Here is a 17,790-nt window from a genome sequence, read left to right as displayed (position 1 = left end):
GGGTTAAATAGTAAAAACCTACAATTTCTAAGTCAACTCAGAAGTGTAACAGTTTTTAATGCTTATGATTAGTACTGCTTTCATCATAGTATTAATATTTAGACTTGGCTTTATTGTGGCATAAATACCTTTATAAACAAGTATGTTTAGGACATAAAATGAACAGTACTTTTACCCGTGATGACGTTGAGCTTTTGAGTAAAAAAAACCTATATAAAGGCTTTTTTAAAATGGAAGAGTACCGCTTCAAGCACCGTCTATTTGCAGGAGGCTGGAGTGACGTTGTTACTAGAGAAGTATTTGAGCGCGGCCATGCGGTAGTTGTGTTGCCTTATGATCCCATTACTGATCAAGTGGTGTTAATTGAACAGATCCGCATTCCGGTCTTTGAGGCTGCTACAACGCCTTGGATGTTAGAATTAGTCGCTGGCATGATTGATAAAGGGCAAACATCCACAGATGTAGCACATCGTGAGCTGCAAGAAGAAACAGGTTTAACTGCGCAAGAACTCACTAAAGTGAATGAATATTTCTCAAGTCCGGGTGGCACCAGTGAGCGCTTTGATTTTTATTGGGCAAAGGTGTGTGCTGCAGAAGCGGACGGACTTCACGGGCTCGATGCCGAAGATGAAGATATTCGAGTGCATGTTTTAAGTCGTGAGACTGCCTATCAGCTGGTACTTAATGGTAAGATAAATAATGCCTCTACCGTGATCGGCTTGCTCTGGTTGCAACTTAATTACCAAACTATCATCGAACAGGCAGGTTGAGTCGTCTAAGCGTTAAAAAGTTATCAGTAACATTGCGGAACTTATCGTTGTGTCAAATGCAGTATTAAACAGTAGAAATAGATATCAGCCTAATGTGAGCCAGTTTTTGGCGCTTTGCGGGCGCAACTATATGCATATTCAACGCTGGTTGACTCTTGAGCCTAGTGAAGGCAAACAATGGCGCGTGACGGGTGAGTTTGGCCAGCTTGATGTTTGTTTATTGGAAAACACGAAATACACTCAGTTGGTGCAGATCTCGCGTTGTGTTGGTAATCACGAGTTAGTGACTACACCTAAGGTGTCGGTGCGCATCTATCATGATGCTAAATTAGCAGAAGTGTTAACTAGTCAACAGATTTACCAATTGCGACCAGTGTATGATTATCCAAATATACATATGCATCACCGGGATGAAAAGTACCAAGTTAATGCTTTTCTAGAAGAGTTATTAAGGATTGATAACTTAACTAAATTTATTAGTTGATATCATTATTGGGTAATTAATTTGCTAAAAGCAGCTGTCTCTTATTCAATTTCTGAAACAAAAAGTGTGCGAATTGTGCAAGTCACAGATCCACATTTGTTTGCCGATCCTGAAGCGCAGCTACTTGGTGTTAATACTGCTCAAAGCTTAGGTGCTGTGCTTAATACTATCTCTGCGGTTAATTATCCTGCCCACTTTATGTTGGCGACAGGTGATATTAGCCAAGATTACTCCATTCAATCATATCATAATTTTGTTGATGCTATCTCGCCGCTAGGACTACCTTGTCATTATCTGCCGGGAAATCACGACGATCCGCGTATAATGAATTTACATATGCAAGGGCCAAACATGTTTGGCCAGAAGCGTATTTTAGCGGGCAACTGGCAAATCATTATGTTGGATTCAACGGTGCGTGGTCGTCCAGGCGGGCATATGTCTGAATCTGAATTGGCACTGATAGAATCAGCTATCGCGGCAGAGCCAGAGCGTCATGCTTTATTAGTCATGCACCATAATCCAATTTTGGCTGGTTGCGCATGGTTAGATCAGCACTGTATGGATAACGGTGAAGAGTTTATTGCGGCTGTTTCTCAATATCCTCAAGTGAAAGGCTTATTGTGGGGACATATCCACCAAAACATTGAAAGTGCTCATCAAGGACCTCACGGGTTAATTAAATTAATGGCAACGCCGTCGACCTGTATTCAGTTTAAGCCCAAGTCACCGTACTTCGCGCTTGATGCTTTGCAACCTGGATACCGTTTGCTGGAGCTTAAAACCGATGGTAGCATTCTTACTAATGTTTACCGGGTGCCGGGTGAAACATTCTCTCCCGATAAAGATGCAGGCGGTTACTAGCTAAGATACGGCTGCAGTGTGAGGAAATATGCTGCTTTATATACATGGATTTAACAGTTCTCCTTTGTCAGAGAAAGGGGTGATTACCGCGCAATATATTGCGCAGCATCATCCAGATCTTAATTTTCAACAACCACAACTTCCTACCGAGCCGCTGGCCGCGATGGCGTTACTGATCTCGATTGTGGAGAAAGCCAAAGCGAACGGAGAGCCTCTTACTTATATTGGGTCATCGTTAGGCGGCTATTTCGCCAGTTATTTAGCTGAAACTTATGGTGGGCGCGCAGTTTTAATTAATCCTGCAGTAAAACCCTTCGAACTGTTTGATGAATTCATTGGCACTCAGTACAATCCCTATACGGATGAAACCTACCAAGTCGTCGCTGAACATAAGCAAGATGTTGCGCGTTATAATACGCCTGCGATTTTAAACCCCGATCGCTTTTATGTACTTTTGCAAACAGGTGATGAAGTGCTCGACTACAAACAGGCCGTACAGAAATATCACTGTTGCAAACTATTAATAGAGCCTGATGGCGACCATAGTTTTATTGGCTATGAGCAGCAACTCGCTTCTATCTGTGAATATCTGTTTTCTTGACAAATAGACCCGTAGGGCCGCAACATGGCCTGAATAACAACATAATATGTGTGCCATGACAAACCAATACACCTCAGATGCTATTGAAGTCCTGAATGGACTCGACCCAGTAAAACGTCGTCCCGGTATGTATACCGATACCAGCCGTCCAAACCATTTAGGTCAGGAGGTCATAGACAATAGTGTCGATGAAGCATTGGCGGGACATGCCAGTAAAATCGATGTGATTTTACATGCTGATAATTCACTTGAAGTGATTGATGACGGTCGTGGTATGCCAGTGGATATTCATCCTGAAGAAGGGATCCCTGGTGTCGAACTGATCTTAACTAAACTGCATGCCGGTGGTAAGTTTTCTAACAAAAACTACCAGTTCTCTGGTGGTCTTCACGGGGTGGGGATCTCCGTTGTTAACGCACTTTCAAGCCGAGTAGAAATTACAGTTCGTCGTAACGCCGAAGTGTATGAAATGGCTTTTGAACACGGCGAGAAAGTTGAAGACTTGCGAGTAACTGGTACTTGCGGCCGCCGTAATACCGGTACTAGTGTGCACTTTTGGCCTGATGCGAGCTATTTTGATTCCAGCAACTTTTCAACGACTAAGTTAGTTTATTTGCTAAAGGCAAAAGCTGTACTTTGTCCGGGTCTGAGAATCAAGTTCGTTAATAAGCAAACCAACGAAACCCAAGAATGGTTTTATGAAAGCGGTCTTGAAGATTACCTAAAATCGTCAGTCAATGGTGTGCCAACATTACCTGAAGTACCGTTTGTTGGAAGTTTTGCAGGCAATTTAGAAGCAGCTGATTGGGCGATAACTTGGCTACCAGAAGGTGGCGATTACCTAAACGAAAGTTACGTAAACCTTATTCCTACACCACTTGGTGGTACTCACGTCAATGGCTTTAGGCAAGGCTTATTGGAGTCAATGCGTGAGTTTTGTGAATTCCGCAACTTAGTTCCACGCGGCATTAAGCTAACTCCTGAAGATATTTGGGATCGCTGTACTTTCATCTTATCTATTAAGATGCAAGATCCGCAATTTGCTGGACAAACTAAAGAAAAGCTTTCTAGCAGGCAGTGTGCAGCGTTTGTGTCGGGTATTGTCCGTGACGCGTTTAGCTTATGGCTAAATACGAATACTGAACAAGCAGAAGCCTTAGCTGATATGTGTATTAATAATGCACAGAAACGCTTAAAGGCCGCCAAGAAAGTTGCGCGTAAGCGGATCACTTCAGGGCCTGCATTGCCGGGTAAGTTAACCGATTGCAGTGGTCAAGACCCAATGCGAGGCGAGTTATTCTTAGTGGAGGGTGACTCTGCGGGTGGCAGTGCTAAGCAAGCTCGTGATCGAGAGTTTCAGGCGATTATGCCGCTACGTGGTAAAATCCTAAACACTTGGGAAGTAGATGCTTCACAAGTATTAGCATCCCAAGAAGTGCATGATATTTCAGTCGCAATTGGTTGTGATCCTGATAGCGCCGATATTTCAGAATTACGTTACGGAAAAATTTGTATTTTGGCCGATGCAGACTCGGATGGTTTGCATATTGCAACACTGCTTTGTGCTTTATTTATGAAGCATTATCGCGTCTTGGTAGAACAAGGGCATATCTATGTCGCTATGCCGCCACTGTTTCGAATTGATATAGGTAAAGAAGTATTCTATGCCCTCGATGAGGCAGAGAAAGATGGCATTCTAGATAGAATTGCCGCAGAAAAACGGAAGGGAAAAGTCCAAGTAACACGATTCAAGGGATTGGGTGAAATGAATCCGCTGCAACTACGTGAAACGACGATGGATCCAAATACGCGTCGATTAGTGCAATTAACCATAGATGATGCCGATGACACTTTGGCTATCATGGATATGTTGCTTGCCAAGAAACGTTCTGGAGACAGAAAAACTTGGTTAGAAACTAAGGGTGATCTCGCCCAGTTCTAGTCGGTAATTTGTGATTAAAGATCAGACTAAAAGAATAATAATGACGTTTGAAAACTATCGAAATCAAATAGCCGCATGGATATCGCTGCTTTGTGCTCAGTTAATATTTAGCTGTAATGCGCAAGCAGCGGATCCTATGATGATTACTGTGTCTAAAGGCTTCGGCCTGACTTTGTATGCGTCTAACTTAGGCGATGCTAAGCAGCTGGCGGTTGGAGACAAGGGCACCTTGTTTGTGGGCTCTTTTCGTGAAGGTACGATAACTGCATTAGTCGATGCTGATAATGATGGCCGAGTTGATAAGCGTTACGTTATTGCTAAGGGGTTAGAATACCCTGAAGCTATCGCATTTCACGACGGCGCATTATATGTCGCTGAAGATGAGCGTATTCTTCGCTTTATTCAAATTGAGTCGCGACTTAAAAGGCCGGGTAGACCAAAAGAGGTTTATAACAGTTTACCGAGCCAAGCGAAAAAGAGTCGCCGTGCAATGCGTTTTGGCCCAGATGGACGTTTGTATGTAGCCATTGGTGCGCCATGTAATGTTTGTGAAGCTGAAGCACCGTTCAGCAGCATTATTGCGGTTGATGTCAATACTGGAGAGAGCGAACAAATCGTTACTGGTGTGCGCAAGGTACTTGCGTTTGATTGGTCGGTGGATGAGCAGCAGCTTTGGTTTGCCGATAATGGTCGCGATTGGATGGGCGATCACCTGCCGCCGGATGAGATCAATAAGGTTGATGTGAGTGGCAGTCACTTTGGTTTTCCTTATATCCATGCCACGGACATTATTGAGCCTGCATACGAAAAGCCAAAAAACTTAAAGGTTGTTGCACCCAATTACGAGTTACCCGCACATGTCGGTGCGAAAGGATTGCATTTTTACCGTGGCAGCCAATTCCCTGAGCGTTTTCATAACCAGATGTTTGTCGCTGAAAATGGTTCGTGGAATCGCTCAAGTAAGGTCGGTTATCAAGTGGTGATGCTCACAATTGAGAGCGGCCAAGTGATAAAACGTAGTACTGTTGTAAGTTTTCTCGACGGAGAGTTTCCCGTCGCCAGACCATATTCCTTGGTCACAGCACCAGACGGTGCTATGTATATCTCTGATGATCTAAAGGGCAATATTTACCGTTTGTTCTATAAAGACTCAGCAAAAAATCAGTCACAGGATAATGATTAATGAGTGATGCGATAGATTTAAGCCTTGATGGCGTAGAGCAAATGCCGCTGCGCCGCTTCACGGAAGAGGCATATCTGAACTATTCCATGTATGTCATCATGGACCGTGCATTGCCACATATAGGTGATGGACTCAAACCGGTTCAGAGACGTATTGTCTACGCCATGAGTGAGCTTGGCTTATCTGCTCAATCTAAGCATAAGAAATCTGCTCGTACAGTGGGTGACGTACTGGGTAAATATCACCCCCATGGCGATAGTGCTTGTTACGAAGCTATGGTGTTAATGGCACAGCCATTTTCATATCGTTATCCCTTGGTCGATGGCCAAGGTAACTGGGGCGCGCCAGATGACCCTAAGTCATTTGCAGCGATGCGTTATACCGAAGCAAGATTATCTAAGTTCTCTGAAGTACTACTAAGTGAGCTTGGACAAGGAACGGTTGACTGGGGCGTTAACTTTGACGGTACCATGAAGGAGCCGCTGGTTCTGCCTGCCCGTTTACCGCATATTCTGCTTAACGGTATTACCGGTATTGCCGTAGGTATGGCAACCGATGTGCCACCACATAATGCTAAAGAGCTTGTAGGTGCCTGTGTTGAGCTGCTAGATAATCCAAAGGCGGATCTTGAACGTTTAATGGAGTTTGTTCCAGGCCCTGATTATCCTACAGAAGCTGAGATCATTACCTCTAAAGCTGATATCGCCAAAATCTATCAAACAGGTCGTGGCTCAATTAAGACTCGCGCAGTTTATAGCGTAGAAAACGGTGAAGTGGTAATTACTGCGCTACCACACCAAGCCAGTGGTGGTAAGATTTTAGAGCAAATCGCCAGTCAAATGCAGGCTAAAAAACTGCCTATGGTGACCGATTTACGTGATGAGTCTGATCATGAAAATCCGGTGCGAATTGTGATTGTTCCGCGCTCAAATCGTGTCGACTGCGACCAAATGATGGCGCACCTGTTTGCGACAACCGATCTAGAGAAGAGCTACCGGGTTAACCTTAACGTATTAGGCTTAAACGGACGTCCGCAAGTTAAAGGTTTACACCAGTTATTAACTGAATGGCTTGAGTTCAGAATGACCACGGTTAAACGCCGTTTAGAATTCCGCTTAGACAAAGTGTTAGCTCGCTTGCATATTCTTGATGCATTAATGATCGCATTTTTGAATATCGACGAAGTCATTGAAATTATTCGTTATAACGATGATCCAAAAGCTGAGTTAATTAAGCGTTTTAATTTATCTGATAAGCAAGCGGATGCGATCTTAGATCTTAAATTACGCCACTTAGCTAAGCTTGAAGAGTTTAAGATTAAGTCAGAGCAAAGCGAGTTAGAAGCTGAGCGTGATAAGCTTCAGCTGTTGTTAAGTTCTGATCGCCGTATGAAGACGCTGATTAAGAAAGAACTGATTAAAGACGGTGAAGATTATGGTGATGCACGTCGTTCACCATTGGTTGAGCGCAGTGAATCAAGAGCGTTGACAGAACAAGAGTTAGTGCCAGCTGAATCTGTTACTGTTGTTTTATCTGAGAAGGGCTGGGTGCGTGCAGCTAAAGGTCATGATGTCGATGGCCAAAACCTGTCTTATAAGGCAGGTGATAGCTTCTTACGCTCCGCTCAAGGTCGCAGTAATCAGCCAAGTGTGTTTATTGACACTTCGGGTAGGGCATTTGCTACTGAAACTCATACTTTGCCATCTGCGCGCTCTCAAGGTGAACCTATCACCACCCGCTTTAATTTAGCCCCTGGCGCGACCATGGAGCATGTTTTACTGTCTGATGAGGAGCAATGCTACCTATTAGCGTCAGATGCCGGCTACGGCTTTATCTGTGCCAATAAAGATATGGTATCGCGTAATAAGGCGGGTAAAGCGCTATTGAGCTTACCTACTAACGCTAAAGTGTTGCAGCCAAGAAAGGTTGACAAGTCAAAACCAAGTTCAATATTAGCGATTACCAACGAAGGGCGGATGTTGCTGTTTTCACTTGATGCCTTGCCGCAGTTGTCTAAAGGTAAGGGTAATAAGATTATCGGCATTCCAACTGAGCGGGCTAAGAATCGTGAAGAGTGGTTGCTACACCTAAATGTTGTGCCAGAAGATATGTCGGTAACCTTGTGGGCCGGTAAGCGCAAACTGACATTAAAGCCTAGTGATTTAGAGCACTATCGCGGCGAACGTGGCCGTAGAGGCGCTAAGTTGCCGCGTGGGTTACAACGTGTAGACAGTGTTGAACTCGGCGAGGGTGAGCCAGTGCTTTAAAACGCACTTATAGAAACAGAAAAATGCAGCCAATTGGCTGCATTTTTTATGTGAATAGGCTGCTTATTTTTATTAAGCAACTTCGTAAAAATTCGGCTCGATAGCAACTTGCTTTTGGATGATTTGTGTTGCCATTTTTGCGCACTTACCGCATTGATCTGCCACTCCTAGACGCTTTTTTACATCGGCAAGCGACATGTCGCCTTGGCTAACAGCTTCTTTGATTTGCGTATCAGTAATAGCATGACATAGACAAACGTACATGGAATATCATCTCTAAATCGAATATGCAACGAAGTATAAATGAAAATAATTCTCAATGCTAATAACTGCTAAATATAATTATTGGCTAATTTAACAACTGCAGTTATTAAAAAGCGTGCTTAGTTCACGCTTTACTGATGTTTGTGTACGATGTCAGTATTCGGCTCCGTTGCTGCTAAATCATTTTTCATTGAAATCAATCGCAGTTAACTGAATAAAGAATTAGTAACCTCGTTCAAAATGGACTCTATGGGACAGTTTCTCTCCTTTAATCCACTTGTGAAAGTTCTCTGAAAAGATCTCTACCACTTGTTCGGGAAAGCTCGGCGCCGCAATATGTGGGGTAATAACCACATTATCTAATGTCCAAATTGGATGCTCTTCAGGTAATGGCTCTTGGTTGAATACATCTAAAATGGCTTGTTGCTCAGGATGCTTAACTAACTGCAAATACAGTGCGTCCAAGTCGAGTACATCCCCTCGGCCTAGATTGAACAGTACAACTTCTTCCTTTAGTAGCGACAAGGTTTGTGGGTTCAATGCACCTTTGGTTTCTGGGGTACTCGGTAAAATGCTGGCCACTGCATCAGCGCGGGGAAGGTAATGAGTTAAGTTAGCTAAGGTGTCGACTTCGTCGAAGCCTCGAGTGGGTTTAGCACCACGGTTAATACCAATGACATGCATGCCGAAGTGCTTGGCTGTTTGTGCAATATGCTTAGCGATAGAGCCTGTACCAAGTAATAATAAGGTTTGCCCTTGTAGGGTTTTAAAGCTACCGGGTAACCAGACTTTTTGATCCTGCTGAGTCTTATACTTTCGATGCTCACGTTGATAAGCTAGCAAGTAGCCAAACAAATATTCACTCATTAATGGCCCAAAAATACCTCTAACATTAGTGAGTTCATAATCTTTGCGTTGTCTAGGTTTGACTAGTGCATCCACACCGGCAAAGGTCGATTGCATCCATTTCAAGTTAGCGGCATGGGGTAATAAAGGGGCTGCTAACTTTGGCTCAGCTAGCCAAATATCGGCGTTGAATATCCCCTGAGGATCATCATCCAAAATGATGGTATCTGGCAGGTGGCAGGAATTTAATAGTTGGCGATAGCGCTCATTCTCTCTGGTGAGCAAGAGTAACTTGTGTCCCATACTAACTCCCTATATTCTACGTTTACCTGAGATTTAACTGGCTGAAAAATGTCTGATTTTATTGCTAAATTAATTTCGCTTTTAAACTACTTAGGGGGACTGATTACCCCTTGGCTTTCCGAAGTCGCCACAGCTATTATAGCTTGTTGTTTGGTTGTTTTTGGCGCAGATATTAATCGTTTTCTACGTCGCTATTTTGCTGGTCGCTCGTTTTTATTGCGCACGTCGATCTTTGTTATCGTTAATGCATTTGGTTATGGCCTAATGATTATTCATTTAAGCCCATTGTTGGCGCAATATATGGCTAAAATACCTGCGCATTGGTTATTTGTGTTAGTGGTTGCCATCTTCTTTGCGATAGGTAGCTGGGCGCAACGAAATCGACAGGTGTAAATAACGTTAGTTATGGTCGGCAAAATCACTAAGCTATTAATTTCAGTCTAGTTTATATTGTCGTATTTACGCAAATTAGCTCAATCTTATACTAATTGGTATTAATCACGAGTTCTTACCGTAAATGCTGAATCGCTCTATCTGGGTAATTGGTAAATATGCCGTCTACACCCATGCGCTTTAGCATATCAATATCTTGCAGATTATCGACGGTATAAACATACACTTTAGCACCGCGTAGGTGAGCATCATCAACCATTTCTTGAGTGGTAAAGCTCAACCCAAGATGGATGGAGTAAGCGCTTAGTTGTGTTACCACAGCTGCTAAATCGAGTGGCACCCCTTCGATAAGTGGTGCGATTAAGACGCCGGGGAATTGTTGTTTTACCTTAGCTAAAAATGGGTGATTAAATGAAGATATCAGTAGTTTATCCGCTGGGTAATTGAGCTCGTTGAGCAGTTTTGGATACAGGGCAATAAATGCCTCTAAACAAGCCAAACCTTTAAGCTCGATATTAACCAAGGTGTTATGGGGCCTGAGTAATTGCAATACCTGTATTAAGGTCGGTATTGGCTCTCCATCAACGCTAAGCTGCTCTATCTGTGCCTTACTCATCATTTCGATTAGGCCAAATCCAGAGCTTTTAGGTTCTAGGCGTCTGTCATGAAATACGTAGAGCTCATCTTCAACCAGATGAATATCTAGCTCAACTGCTGTCGCGCCTAACTCGATTGATTTGGCAAATGCTGCCAAGCTATTTTCAGCAACGTAACCGCTGGCACCTCGGTGAGCAAAAATCTTCATAATGGTTCTATTACCTCTAGCTTCTTATCAGGTTCTGTACATCTTTGCTTTGACTCGGTGATAAATGCACTTCAAGTTGAGGGTAAGCCAATACTAAGTTGTTTTCATTTAGCTTCTTAGTGATCTGCTTGTGCAACTTGTGTTTTAGCGGCCAACGCGCTCCCATATCTTTAGCATAAGCTCTTACTTCAAAGTCTTGTGTGTGTTGACCAAAACCTGCAAACCAGACCTCAGGCTCTGGTGAGAGTAAAGCATCATCACACTCTTTTACGGCTTGATAAAGCGCGGCTTCTACGCGAGCTGGATCGGAATCTCTAGCAACTGATACATAGACAATCACACGAGTAATTGGATCAGATAGCGACCAGTTAATTAATTGCTCAGTAATAAATGCTTTATTTGGCACGATAATCTCTTTGCGATCCCAGTCTACAATAGTGGTAGCACGGATCTGAATTTTACTCACTGTACCTGTTAGATCGCGTATGGTGACGGTATCACCAATGCGCACGGGTTTTTCAAATAAGATAATCAAGCCAGAGATAAAGTTAGCGAAGATCTCCTGCAGGCCAAAGCCTAATCCGACCGATAAAGCGGCAACAAGCCACTGTAGCTTTGACCATTCCATGCCTAAGGTTGAGAAGCCACTTAACACACCAAAAAGCACCACTAAATAGCGACTGACAGTTGTGAGTGCAAACCCAGTACCTTGGCTTAGATCCAGTCTTTGTAAGATAGTTAATTCAATAAGACCGGGTAGATTCGTGGCAATCATCATCGAGAACCCAACGATGATTAACGATAAGAGTAGCGACTTTAAGGTAATTGGGATCTGCTGCTCAATACCATTAACTGTGGTATTACTCGACCATAACGTGACGCCATCAAGCAGCGAAAACAGGGCGGTATGAGTTTGCGTCCATAAACCGACTATGCTGGCTAAAAATGCCAGTAACAATAGTGAACGCACTAAACCTAAAGACTGGCTGGAGATGGTCTCGAGATCAACAACTGGCTCCTCGTAAGTTTCTGTTTGCTCGCCGACAGTTACTTCACCTTTTTCGCGTTGCGCCAAGACTTCTGCGCGTTTTGCTTTAGCACGTTCAAAGGCTATTCGGCGGCGCTCAATCAACATCCAACGTTTGATCAAGTGGTACAAGAGTAGAAAGCCTAAGCCAAAGACTAAAGACAGTTGTAACTGCAGGAACATCTGGAACGCAGTGTAATAATAACCTTGGAAGGCTAATACAGCGCAGGCTACTGGCATAATAATCAGCATTGCCCAAAGTAGCTTTTGGATGAGCTTTTTATTCTTGCTGTGCTCTTCTGTTGCTTGCTTGTTGGATAAGCTGAGCATGTCTTTATAAAACCAAAACAGCATTAAACAGAAAATAATAAATGCACCACGACCTAAGCTATTACGTACTAAAGATGTATCGATGATCTCTGTGAATGCCATGATGGCAAAAAAAGGCATTGCCATCAGGGTAAACTGCTTAAAACGCACTTGAGCGGCACGTACAACGCTTTGTGGTGCCTTGAAGTGATTGATCAGTAAGCCTCGGTCTAATGCCAGCAAAAAGATAAAGCGGTATAGCTGGTACAAAATACCAGACGCCATGATCCCCATACCAACTGCGGAGACAAAGTTATGGCTCGATTGATAGAAAATGATGCCAGCCAATACAATAGGTAAGGGTTTAAGTAAGCTGTAACCCAACGAGTTAATTAATACGTGGAAAGTATAAATAAATTTATCTTGGGTAACGTTGCCAACAAATGGCAACTCACGGCGCATCGCTGATTTAAATCTCGGGGTTAAAATGTCCTGAGCAAGCATGCTGACGACAAACAAGATCAACCACCATGACCAAAGTGTACTTTGCTCATTAAAAGAGCTTTGCATCTGGCTCCAAGGTGCTTGCTGCAGCATCCATTGAATGCTCTGATGTAAATCGGTGATCCATAACCCACCAATACTATTAGCGTTAGGTACCCAGAATAGATGCTCGTTTAAAATGCTCTTTAATGTCAGGTATTGTTGATTAAGTTGCTCATAACTCACTCTAAGATCGGCGAGCTCACTTAAGTACTGATCGTAGCTTTGAATAAGCTGTTGTAGCAACAAAGCTTGCGATGATAATAATTTCGCTTGTAGAGAGTTGGTGTCGTCTAAATCTGTCACTAATTGGCTATTGAGTGTTTGCGCCTGCTCAATTTGATAGCGAGCTAAGCGGGTATCGGCAATCTCGCTTTGTACTGGATCTTGGCTAGGTGGTTTAGGTAGCGCTTGTAGCATCTGCAAAAAGCGCTCACCAAAAGCTGAGTTTAGCTTTATCCAGCCGATTTGTTGCTCAATTGTCGTGAGTTGTTTAGCTTGGGCTTGGTATTGCGCCTCGGCTTGTTCTTGCTGGCCCAAGACTTGACTAATTTTGTGGTTTAATTGTTTAAGGTTTTCACCATATATCAAGTTGCTATCACTAAGCTCTTGTGCAATTGGATCGTGGCTTTTATCGTTAGGTAATAAACTACCAGCGATTGCGGCTTCGGTTTGCACTTGCCTTTGCTTAACAACTTGTTGGTTTAATTCTTCAATTAGCAACTCTTGCTGAGCGAGTTGTTCACGAACGAGCTGCAGTTGTAGTTGGTTTAAATCAATCTCTTTTTGGCTGCTGGCTAGCAGTGCTTCGAGAGTGACAACATGTTGCTGATAGAGAGTTCCTTGGGCTAATAAGATTTGCTCTGCAATAGTTTGCTCGTCAGGAATGCGGATCTTTTTATGTTTTTGCAGTGTAGCCCTAGCTTCTACGAGAGCATCAGGTAGCGCATTATGCGACTTGATTAGGCTATTTATCTTTTGACTTAAACTGATCTCAACTTCTTTTAATTCTGACAGGCGCAAATAAGCCAGTGAAGCTTGTTGCTGCACATCTTGCTGCTTAGAAATACTCAAGCCCTGTTTTGCATCTTCAATTTGCGCTAATAGATTTTGCTTATGCTCGTCAAAATTACGCAATAAATCTTCAGCATTAGTGGCGGTTATTACTAAATCCTGTGTTTTGTCTTGTAGCAAAGCTAACTGTTCTTGAGGTGTTGACTCAGTGTTAGTTGCAGCAATACCTAAACGCTTTTCAATTTGCAGCGGATTAGCGTTGGTAGAGGTGATAAATAGGCACAGAACGAGCAGTAAAAAACGATACATGGTAAGAGTGTGAGCAGGCAAAAAAGACCTGTTTATAGTAGCCAAGTTATCCTGATAAATAAATCGCTCTAAGCGGTCTTTTTTACGCTATTTGATCTATGACTTTGTTGGGTTTCAAATAAAGCGGTAGCAACAACCAAAGTGCCACCTATTACCGTGTTGATTGCTAAGTCTTCTCCGAGCAGTATAAGTGCTAACACTGCGCCGTAAAAAGGTTGTAGACAAGAGACTAAACCAACGGTTTTTGCACTTAATAATCTAAGGGCTGAAGTGAATAATGCATGGGGCGCAGCGGTAAATACCACACCTAGGAGGACTATCAACCACCATACATTCTGCTCAATAGTACTTGGATCTACGCTAAGCCAAGGGGCAAGAAAAATAACTGCAACTGCAGTTTGGTAAAGCATGGCTTGCTGACCGCTATAGGCAGAGAAGTAGCGTTTATGCAATAAGTTGCGAGCGGTAAATAATGCCGCAGAAAAAATCCCGATAACGATGCCTAAGGTGACATCATTGCCTAAGCTTGCCTCAGGGATTAATAAGTACACGCCAAATAATACGGTAATGCCACTAATGATATCGGCAAACTTGAGCTTAGTGTTGGTTACCATAGGCTCGACCAATACTGTCATAACCGGATAGGTGAAAAACGCGATCATACCGATTGCTACAGATGACAGCTGCATTGAGGCAAAATAGGTAACCCAATGTAGACTGACGATGATGCCGAGTCCTATAGCGATGAGATAATCTTTGGGGGCATTAAGGCGGATAGATTGCTTACTGAGTTTTACGATAAGTGCTAATACAGTGGCGGCAACCACGCAGCGAAGTAACGTGATATCGAGTGCACTGAGCGGGATAAGCTTGGAAAATAATGCGGTACCGCCAAACAGCAGTACCGCGCAGTGAAGCTCTAACAGCCCTGTCTTTTTACTATCCATGCCTTCCTTAAGAAATTAATCTTCGATTTTTGCAAAAGGTTGACCCATACGAGTCACGCTTTTTGGCTCTACTCCATCAGCAAATTCATCAAGTGCATCTTTAGCAAACAACATGACTACTGTGCTACCTAGCTTGAAGCGGCCCATTTCAGCGCCTTTTTCGAGTGTTAATGCATTTGGGCCTTCAGTTGGGTAGTCCCAAGTGAATACCTTTTTACCCGTTGGCGGTGTTACTGTGCCTGCCCATACAGTTTCGATACTAGCAACGATAGTGGCGCCGACTAACACCATTGCCATTGGACCGATTTCTGTTTCAAAAATAGCTACTACACGCTCATTACGAGCAAATAAACCAGGAACATTTTCAGCCGTTAACGGGTTAACGGAAAACAGCTCGCCTGGCACATAGGTCATTTTAGAAAGTGTGCCTTTAATTGGCATATGAATACGGTGATAATCTTTCGGTGCAAGGTAAATCGTTGCAAAGTCACCGCCTTCAAAGCGTTTAGCATCATCAGCTTGATCGCCTAATAGCGCAAGTGAAGAATAGTCATGGCCTTTAGCTTGAAAAATGCGTCCCTCTTTGATTGGACCAAGCTGGCTGACTGCGCCGTCGACTGGGTGAACGATATAGTCTTGGTCTTCACATAATGGGCGTATGCCCGGTTTTAGTGCGCGAGTAAAAAAGTCGTTAAATGTACGGTAAGCGCTAGCTTCAGGTGCAGCAGCTTCACTCATATCGATTTTATACTGCTTAATAAACCAGTTGATTGCTGCTGTAGTTACAGCGCCCATTTCAGCGGCTGCTAGCTTACCGACAAGACGAGAAAGTAAGTGCTTTGGCATAATATATTGCAGCGCAATTTTGACTTTATCCAATTTCAATATCCTTTAATCTTTACACTTTGAGGTGTTATCTATTTACTATAAAGCTGCATGCCGATTTTAGTTTATGTAGGCGATTGTGCAGCTTATTGCTAAGTTGTGTTTTTACCGCAATATCGCGTTATTCGTCAGGACCAGCTCTAAAGTGGCGAGCATGTCTTTGCTCATCTAAGCTGGCAATAATGCGATGATAATTATTGTATCTGTCTTCGGTGATCTCACCGGCTTTATAAGCTTCAGTGATAGAGCAACCGGGATCGTTGAGATGCTTACAGTCTCTAAACTTACAGGTACCTAAGTAGTCTCTAAATTCAACAAAACACCAGCCAACGCGGTCTGCAGGTAAGTGCCATAGAGCAAATTCGCGTACACCCGGAGAGTCAATTAGATCTCCACCGGTTTCAATATGCAGTAATTTTGCGGTTGTGGTGGTGTGTTGACCAAGGCCTGAGTTTTCAGAGATATCACCAGTAAGCAATTCTGCATCAGGCATCATAGCGTTGATCATTGAAGACTTACCTACACCTGATTGACCGACAAATACGTTTACCTTGTCATTCATTAGTGCATGTAGCTGTTCTACGCCTTCACCAGTTTTGCTACTGACTTTATACACTTCATAACCAATCGCTTGGTAGCGAGCCAATGCAGCATCGATTTCAGGTGCTTCTTCAGCAGTTATTAAATCAACCTTATTGAGAATGATGATTGGCGTAATGCCTGTATCTTCAGCGGCAACAAGATAACGGTCAATGATCTGAGTTGTAAATGCAGGTTTGACTGAAGTGACAATCAAAATCTGGTCAATATTAGCGGCAATAATTTTTACGCCATCATATAAGTCTGGGCGAGACAGTTGTGAGTGCCTTGGGTGAACGGCTTCGACCACGCCCTCAATACGACTTGCTCCTGACTCACTGGTTAGCGCCAAGCGCACAATCACTTTATCACCGGTGACTAGGCTCTTAATATTACGACGAATATTACAGCGAGCAAGATGGCCGCCGTCGGTTTCCACATCAGCGTGCTGACCGAAACGGGAAATAATGGTGCCTTGCTGCTCTGGTCCTAACGTACTATCTTGTAAGTCCGTTGTGGTGCCCGCATCGTGGCTCTGCAATTTCTTTCTTTGATTGGTCCGCATTCTGCGTAATTGACCATGGCTTAGTGGTTTCTTTTTACTCACGTATTAGTCTTCAATGATAAAGGTGATTTTGTGTTGCTTAAAAAACCAGTATGATACACGGTCTTAAACAAAAAAGCCTGATTTTAGGCTAACAGGAATAACAGGTCCCTTTATGGCAATAGATGAAAACAATCTGATTTGGGTCGATTTAGAAATGACAGGACTTGAGCCTGCCGTTGATAAGATTATAGAAATGGCCACAATTGTGACAGATAAAGAGCTAAATATTATCGCTCAAGGGCCGGTTATTGCGATTCATCAATCTGATGAGCAGTTAGCCTTAATGGATGATTGGAACCAAAAACACCACGGTGAGTCAGGATTAATTGATCGCGTTAGAGCAAGTACTGTTACTGAAGAGCAGGCAATTAAAGAAACTATTGCGTTTTTATCACAATATGTTCCGGCAGGTGCTTCTCCTATGTGTGGTAATAGTATTGGTCAAGATCGCCGCTTTCTAAATCGTTATATGCCAGAGCTTGAAGATTACTTCCATTACCGCAATATCGATGTGAGCACGATTAAAGAGTTGGTTCGTCGCTGGGAGCCGACTGCAATGGAAGGCTTTAAGAAAAAGAATACTCATCAAGCATTGCAAGATATCGAAGAATCTATCGCCGAATTGCAGTTTTATCGAGCAAAGGTATTTACTATTTAACCAATCAGTCAGATTATTTAAAAGAAAGGGTTGCAGAGTAAGAAAATTTTCATATAATGCGGCCTCAACTTTTCGCTAAGCACCAAACTTAGTGACTAGATAATAAAAGTTGAAATGCGACATTAGCTCAGTTGGTAGAGCGATACCTTGCCAAGGTATAGGTCATCGGTTCGAACCCGATATGTCGCTCCAA

The 17,790-nt window shown here is 43.1% G+C and carries 16 protein-coding genes and 1 tRNA gene; 10 read left to right on the top strand and 7 right to left on the bottom strand.

Annotated features, from left to right (window positions below):
* Positions 1 to 158 precede the first annotated feature (158 nt).
* The 7 genes from nudF (at position 159) to parC (ending at position 8,108) form a co-directional block, all read left to right on the top strand.
* Entirely contained in the window at positions 159 to 770 is a 612-nt protein-coding gene (gene nudF, locus L884_RS0104765; RefSeq protein ID WP_028766414.1) for an ADP-ribose diphosphatase, read from the top strand.
* Positions 771 to 900: 130 nt separating this feature from the next.
* Complete coding sequence (locus L884_RS0104760) at positions 901 to 1,254, top strand: DUF1249 domain-containing protein (RefSeq protein WP_371411738.1); 354 nt, start codon at positions 901 to 903, stop codon at positions 1,252 to 1,254.
* 21 nt (positions 1,255 to 1,275) lie between these two features.
* Complete coding sequence (cpdA, locus tag L884_RS0104755; RefSeq protein ID WP_028766412.1) at positions 1,276 to 2,115, top strand: 3',5'-cyclic-AMP phosphodiesterase; 840 nt, start codon at positions 1,276 to 1,278, stop codon at positions 2,113 to 2,115.
* Between the two features lie 28 nt (positions 2,116 to 2,143).
* A complete protein-coding gene (locus L884_RS0104750) occupies positions 2,144 to 2,716 on the top strand; it encodes a YqiA/YcfP family alpha/beta fold hydrolase (protein WP_028766411.1) in 573 nt (190 codons plus the stop codon).
* A gap of 55 nt (positions 2,717 to 2,771) precedes the next feature.
* Positions 2,772 to 4,658 (top strand): DNA topoisomerase IV subunit B, encoded by a 1,887-nt coding sequence (gene parE, locus L884_RS0104745; RefSeq protein ID WP_028766410.1) that lies wholly within the window; start codon positions 2,772 to 2,774, stop codon positions 4,656 to 4,658.
* 40 nt (positions 4,659 to 4,698) lie between these two features.
* Complete coding sequence (locus L884_RS0104740; protein WP_028766409.1) at positions 4,699 to 5,841, top strand: PQQ-dependent sugar dehydrogenase; 1,143 nt, start codon at positions 4,699 to 4,701, stop codon at positions 5,839 to 5,841.
* The gene (parC, locus tag L884_RS0104735) at positions 5,841 to 8,108 is read left to right on the top strand and encodes a DNA topoisomerase IV subunit A (protein WP_028766408.1); all 2,268 of its coding nucleotides are present in this window, start codon (positions 5,841 to 5,843) and stop codon (positions 8,106 to 8,108) included. Before L884_RS0104740 ends, parC begins: the two co-directional genes overlap by 1 nt.
* A gap of 72 nt (positions 8,109 to 8,180) precedes the next feature.
* Here parC and L884_RS0104730 read toward each other — a convergent pair whose 3' ends face one another.
* Complete coding sequence (locus tag L884_RS0104730) at positions 8,181 to 8,372, bottom strand: bacterioferritin-associated ferredoxin (protein WP_028766407.1); 192 nt, start codon at positions 8,370 to 8,372, stop codon at positions 8,181 to 8,183.
* Between the two features lie 222 nt (positions 8,373 to 8,594).
* Entirely contained in the window at positions 8,595 to 9,521 is a 927-nt protein-coding gene (locus L884_RS0104725) for a D-2-hydroxyacid dehydrogenase (protein ID WP_028766406.1), read from the bottom strand.
* Positions 9,522 to 9,569: 48 nt separating this feature from the next.
* Here L884_RS0104725 and L884_RS0104720 point away from each other — a divergent pair, with 48 nt between their 5' ends.
* Positions 9,570 to 9,914 (top strand): DUF3392 domain-containing protein, encoded by a 345-nt coding sequence (locus L884_RS0104720; protein ID WP_037410425.1) that lies wholly within the window; start codon positions 9,570 to 9,572, stop codon positions 9,912 to 9,914.
* A 115-nt stretch (positions 9,915 to 10,029) separates the two neighbouring features.
* Here L884_RS0104720 and L884_RS0104715 read toward each other — a convergent pair whose 3' ends face one another.
* The 5 genes from L884_RS0104715 to rsgA all read right to left on the bottom strand — a co-directional run bounded on the left by L884_RS0104715 (position 10,030) and on the right by rsgA (position 16,939).
* Positions 10,030 to 10,719, bottom strand: coding sequence for a glycerophosphodiester phosphodiesterase (locus tag L884_RS0104715; RefSeq protein WP_028766404.1), 690 nt, complete (start codon positions 10,717 to 10,719; stop codon positions 10,030 to 10,032).
* A 16-nt stretch (positions 10,720 to 10,735) separates the two neighbouring features.
* Positions 10,736 to 13,921, bottom strand: a complete 3,186-nt coding sequence (locus L884_RS0104710; RefSeq protein ID WP_028766403.1) for a mechanosensitive ion channel domain-containing protein — start codon at positions 13,919 to 13,921, stop codon at positions 10,736 to 10,738.
* A gap of 68 nt (positions 13,922 to 13,989) precedes the next feature.
* The gene (locus tag L884_RS0104705; protein WP_028766402.1) at positions 13,990 to 14,868 is read right to left on the bottom strand and encodes a DMT family transporter; all 879 of its coding nucleotides are present in this window, start codon (positions 14,866 to 14,868) and stop codon (positions 13,990 to 13,992) included.
* A 15-nt stretch (positions 14,869 to 14,883) separates the two neighbouring features.
* Positions 14,884 to 15,747, bottom strand: a complete 864-nt coding sequence (asd, locus tag L884_RS0104700; protein ID WP_028766401.1) for an archaetidylserine decarboxylase — start codon at positions 15,745 to 15,747, stop codon at positions 14,884 to 14,886.
* A 127-nt stretch (positions 15,748 to 15,874) separates the two neighbouring features.
* Complete coding sequence (gene rsgA / locus L884_RS0104695; protein WP_028766400.1) at positions 15,875 to 16,939, bottom strand: small ribosomal subunit biogenesis GTPase RsgA; 1,065 nt, start codon at positions 16,937 to 16,939, stop codon at positions 15,875 to 15,877.
* A gap of 112 nt (positions 16,940 to 17,051) precedes the next feature.
* Here rsgA and orn point away from each other — a divergent pair, with 112 nt between their 5' ends.
* Both orn and L884_RS0104685 read left to right on the top strand, forming a co-directional pair.
* Positions 17,052 to 17,597: an oligoribonuclease gene (gene orn / locus L884_RS0104690; protein WP_028766399.1), complete on the top strand. Its 546-nt coding sequence runs from the start codon at positions 17,052 to 17,054 to the stop codon at positions 17,595 to 17,597.
* A 116-nt stretch (positions 17,598 to 17,713) separates the two neighbouring features.
* Positions 17,714 to 17,789: transfer RNA gene (locus tag L884_RS0104685), tRNA-Gly, on the top strand.
* The last annotated feature ends 1 nt before the right edge of the window (position 17,790 follow it).

Source organism: Shewanella fidelis ATCC BAA-318, assembly GCF_000518605.1.
Taxonomy (GTDB): Bacteria; Pseudomonadota; Gammaproteobacteria; order Enterobacterales; family Shewanellaceae; genus Shewanella; species Shewanella fidelis.
This window is presented reverse-complemented; position numbering and strand designations above follow the sequence as displayed.

Coding starts and splice junctions, on each gene's coding strand:
- L884_RS0104760 (WP_371411738.1), top strand. CDS start 901: ATGCATATTCAACGCTGGTTGACTCTTGAGCCTAGTGAAGGCAAACAA.
- L884_RS0104725 (WP_028766406.1), bottom strand. CDS start 9,521: ATGGGACACAAGTTACTCTTGCTCACCAGAGAGAATGAGCGCTATCGC.
- L884_RS0104715 (WP_028766404.1), bottom strand. CDS start 10,719: ATGAAGATTTTTGCTCACCGAGGTGCCAGCGGTTACGTTGCTGAAAAT.
- L884_RS0104750 (WP_028766411.1), top strand. CDS start 2,144: ATGCTGCTTTATATACATGGATTTAACAGTTCTCCTTTGTCAGAGAAA.
- orn (WP_028766399.1), top strand. CDS start 17,052: ATGGCAATAGATGAAAACAATCTGATTTGGGTCGATTTAGAAATGACA.
- L884_RS0104720 (WP_037410425.1), top strand. CDS start 9,570: ATGTCTGATTTTATTGCTAAATTAATTTCGCTTTTAAACTACTTAGGG.
- L884_RS0104740 (WP_028766409.1), top strand. CDS start 4,699: ATGACGTTTGAAAACTATCGAAATCAAATAGCCGCATGGATATCGCTG.
- nudF (WP_028766414.1), top strand. CDS start 159: ATGAACAGTACTTTTACCCGTGATGACGTTGAGCTTTTGAGTAAAAAA.
- parC (WP_028766408.1), top strand. CDS start 5,841: ATGAGTGATGCGATAGATTTAAGCCTTGATGGCGTAGAGCAAATGCCG.
- L884_RS0104730 (WP_028766407.1), bottom strand. CDS start 8,372: ATGTACGTTTGTCTATGTCATGCTATTACTGATACGCAAATCAAAGAA.
- L884_RS0104710 (WP_028766403.1), bottom strand. CDS start 13,921: ATGTATCGTTTTTTACTGCTCGTTCTGTGCCTATTTATCACCTCTACC.
- L884_RS0104705 (WP_028766402.1), bottom strand. CDS start 14,868: ATGGATAGTAAAAAGACAGGGCTGTTAGAGCTTCACTGCGCGGTACTG.
- parE (WP_028766410.1), top strand. CDS start 2,772: ATGACAAACCAATACACCTCAGATGCTATTGAAGTCCTGAATGGACTC.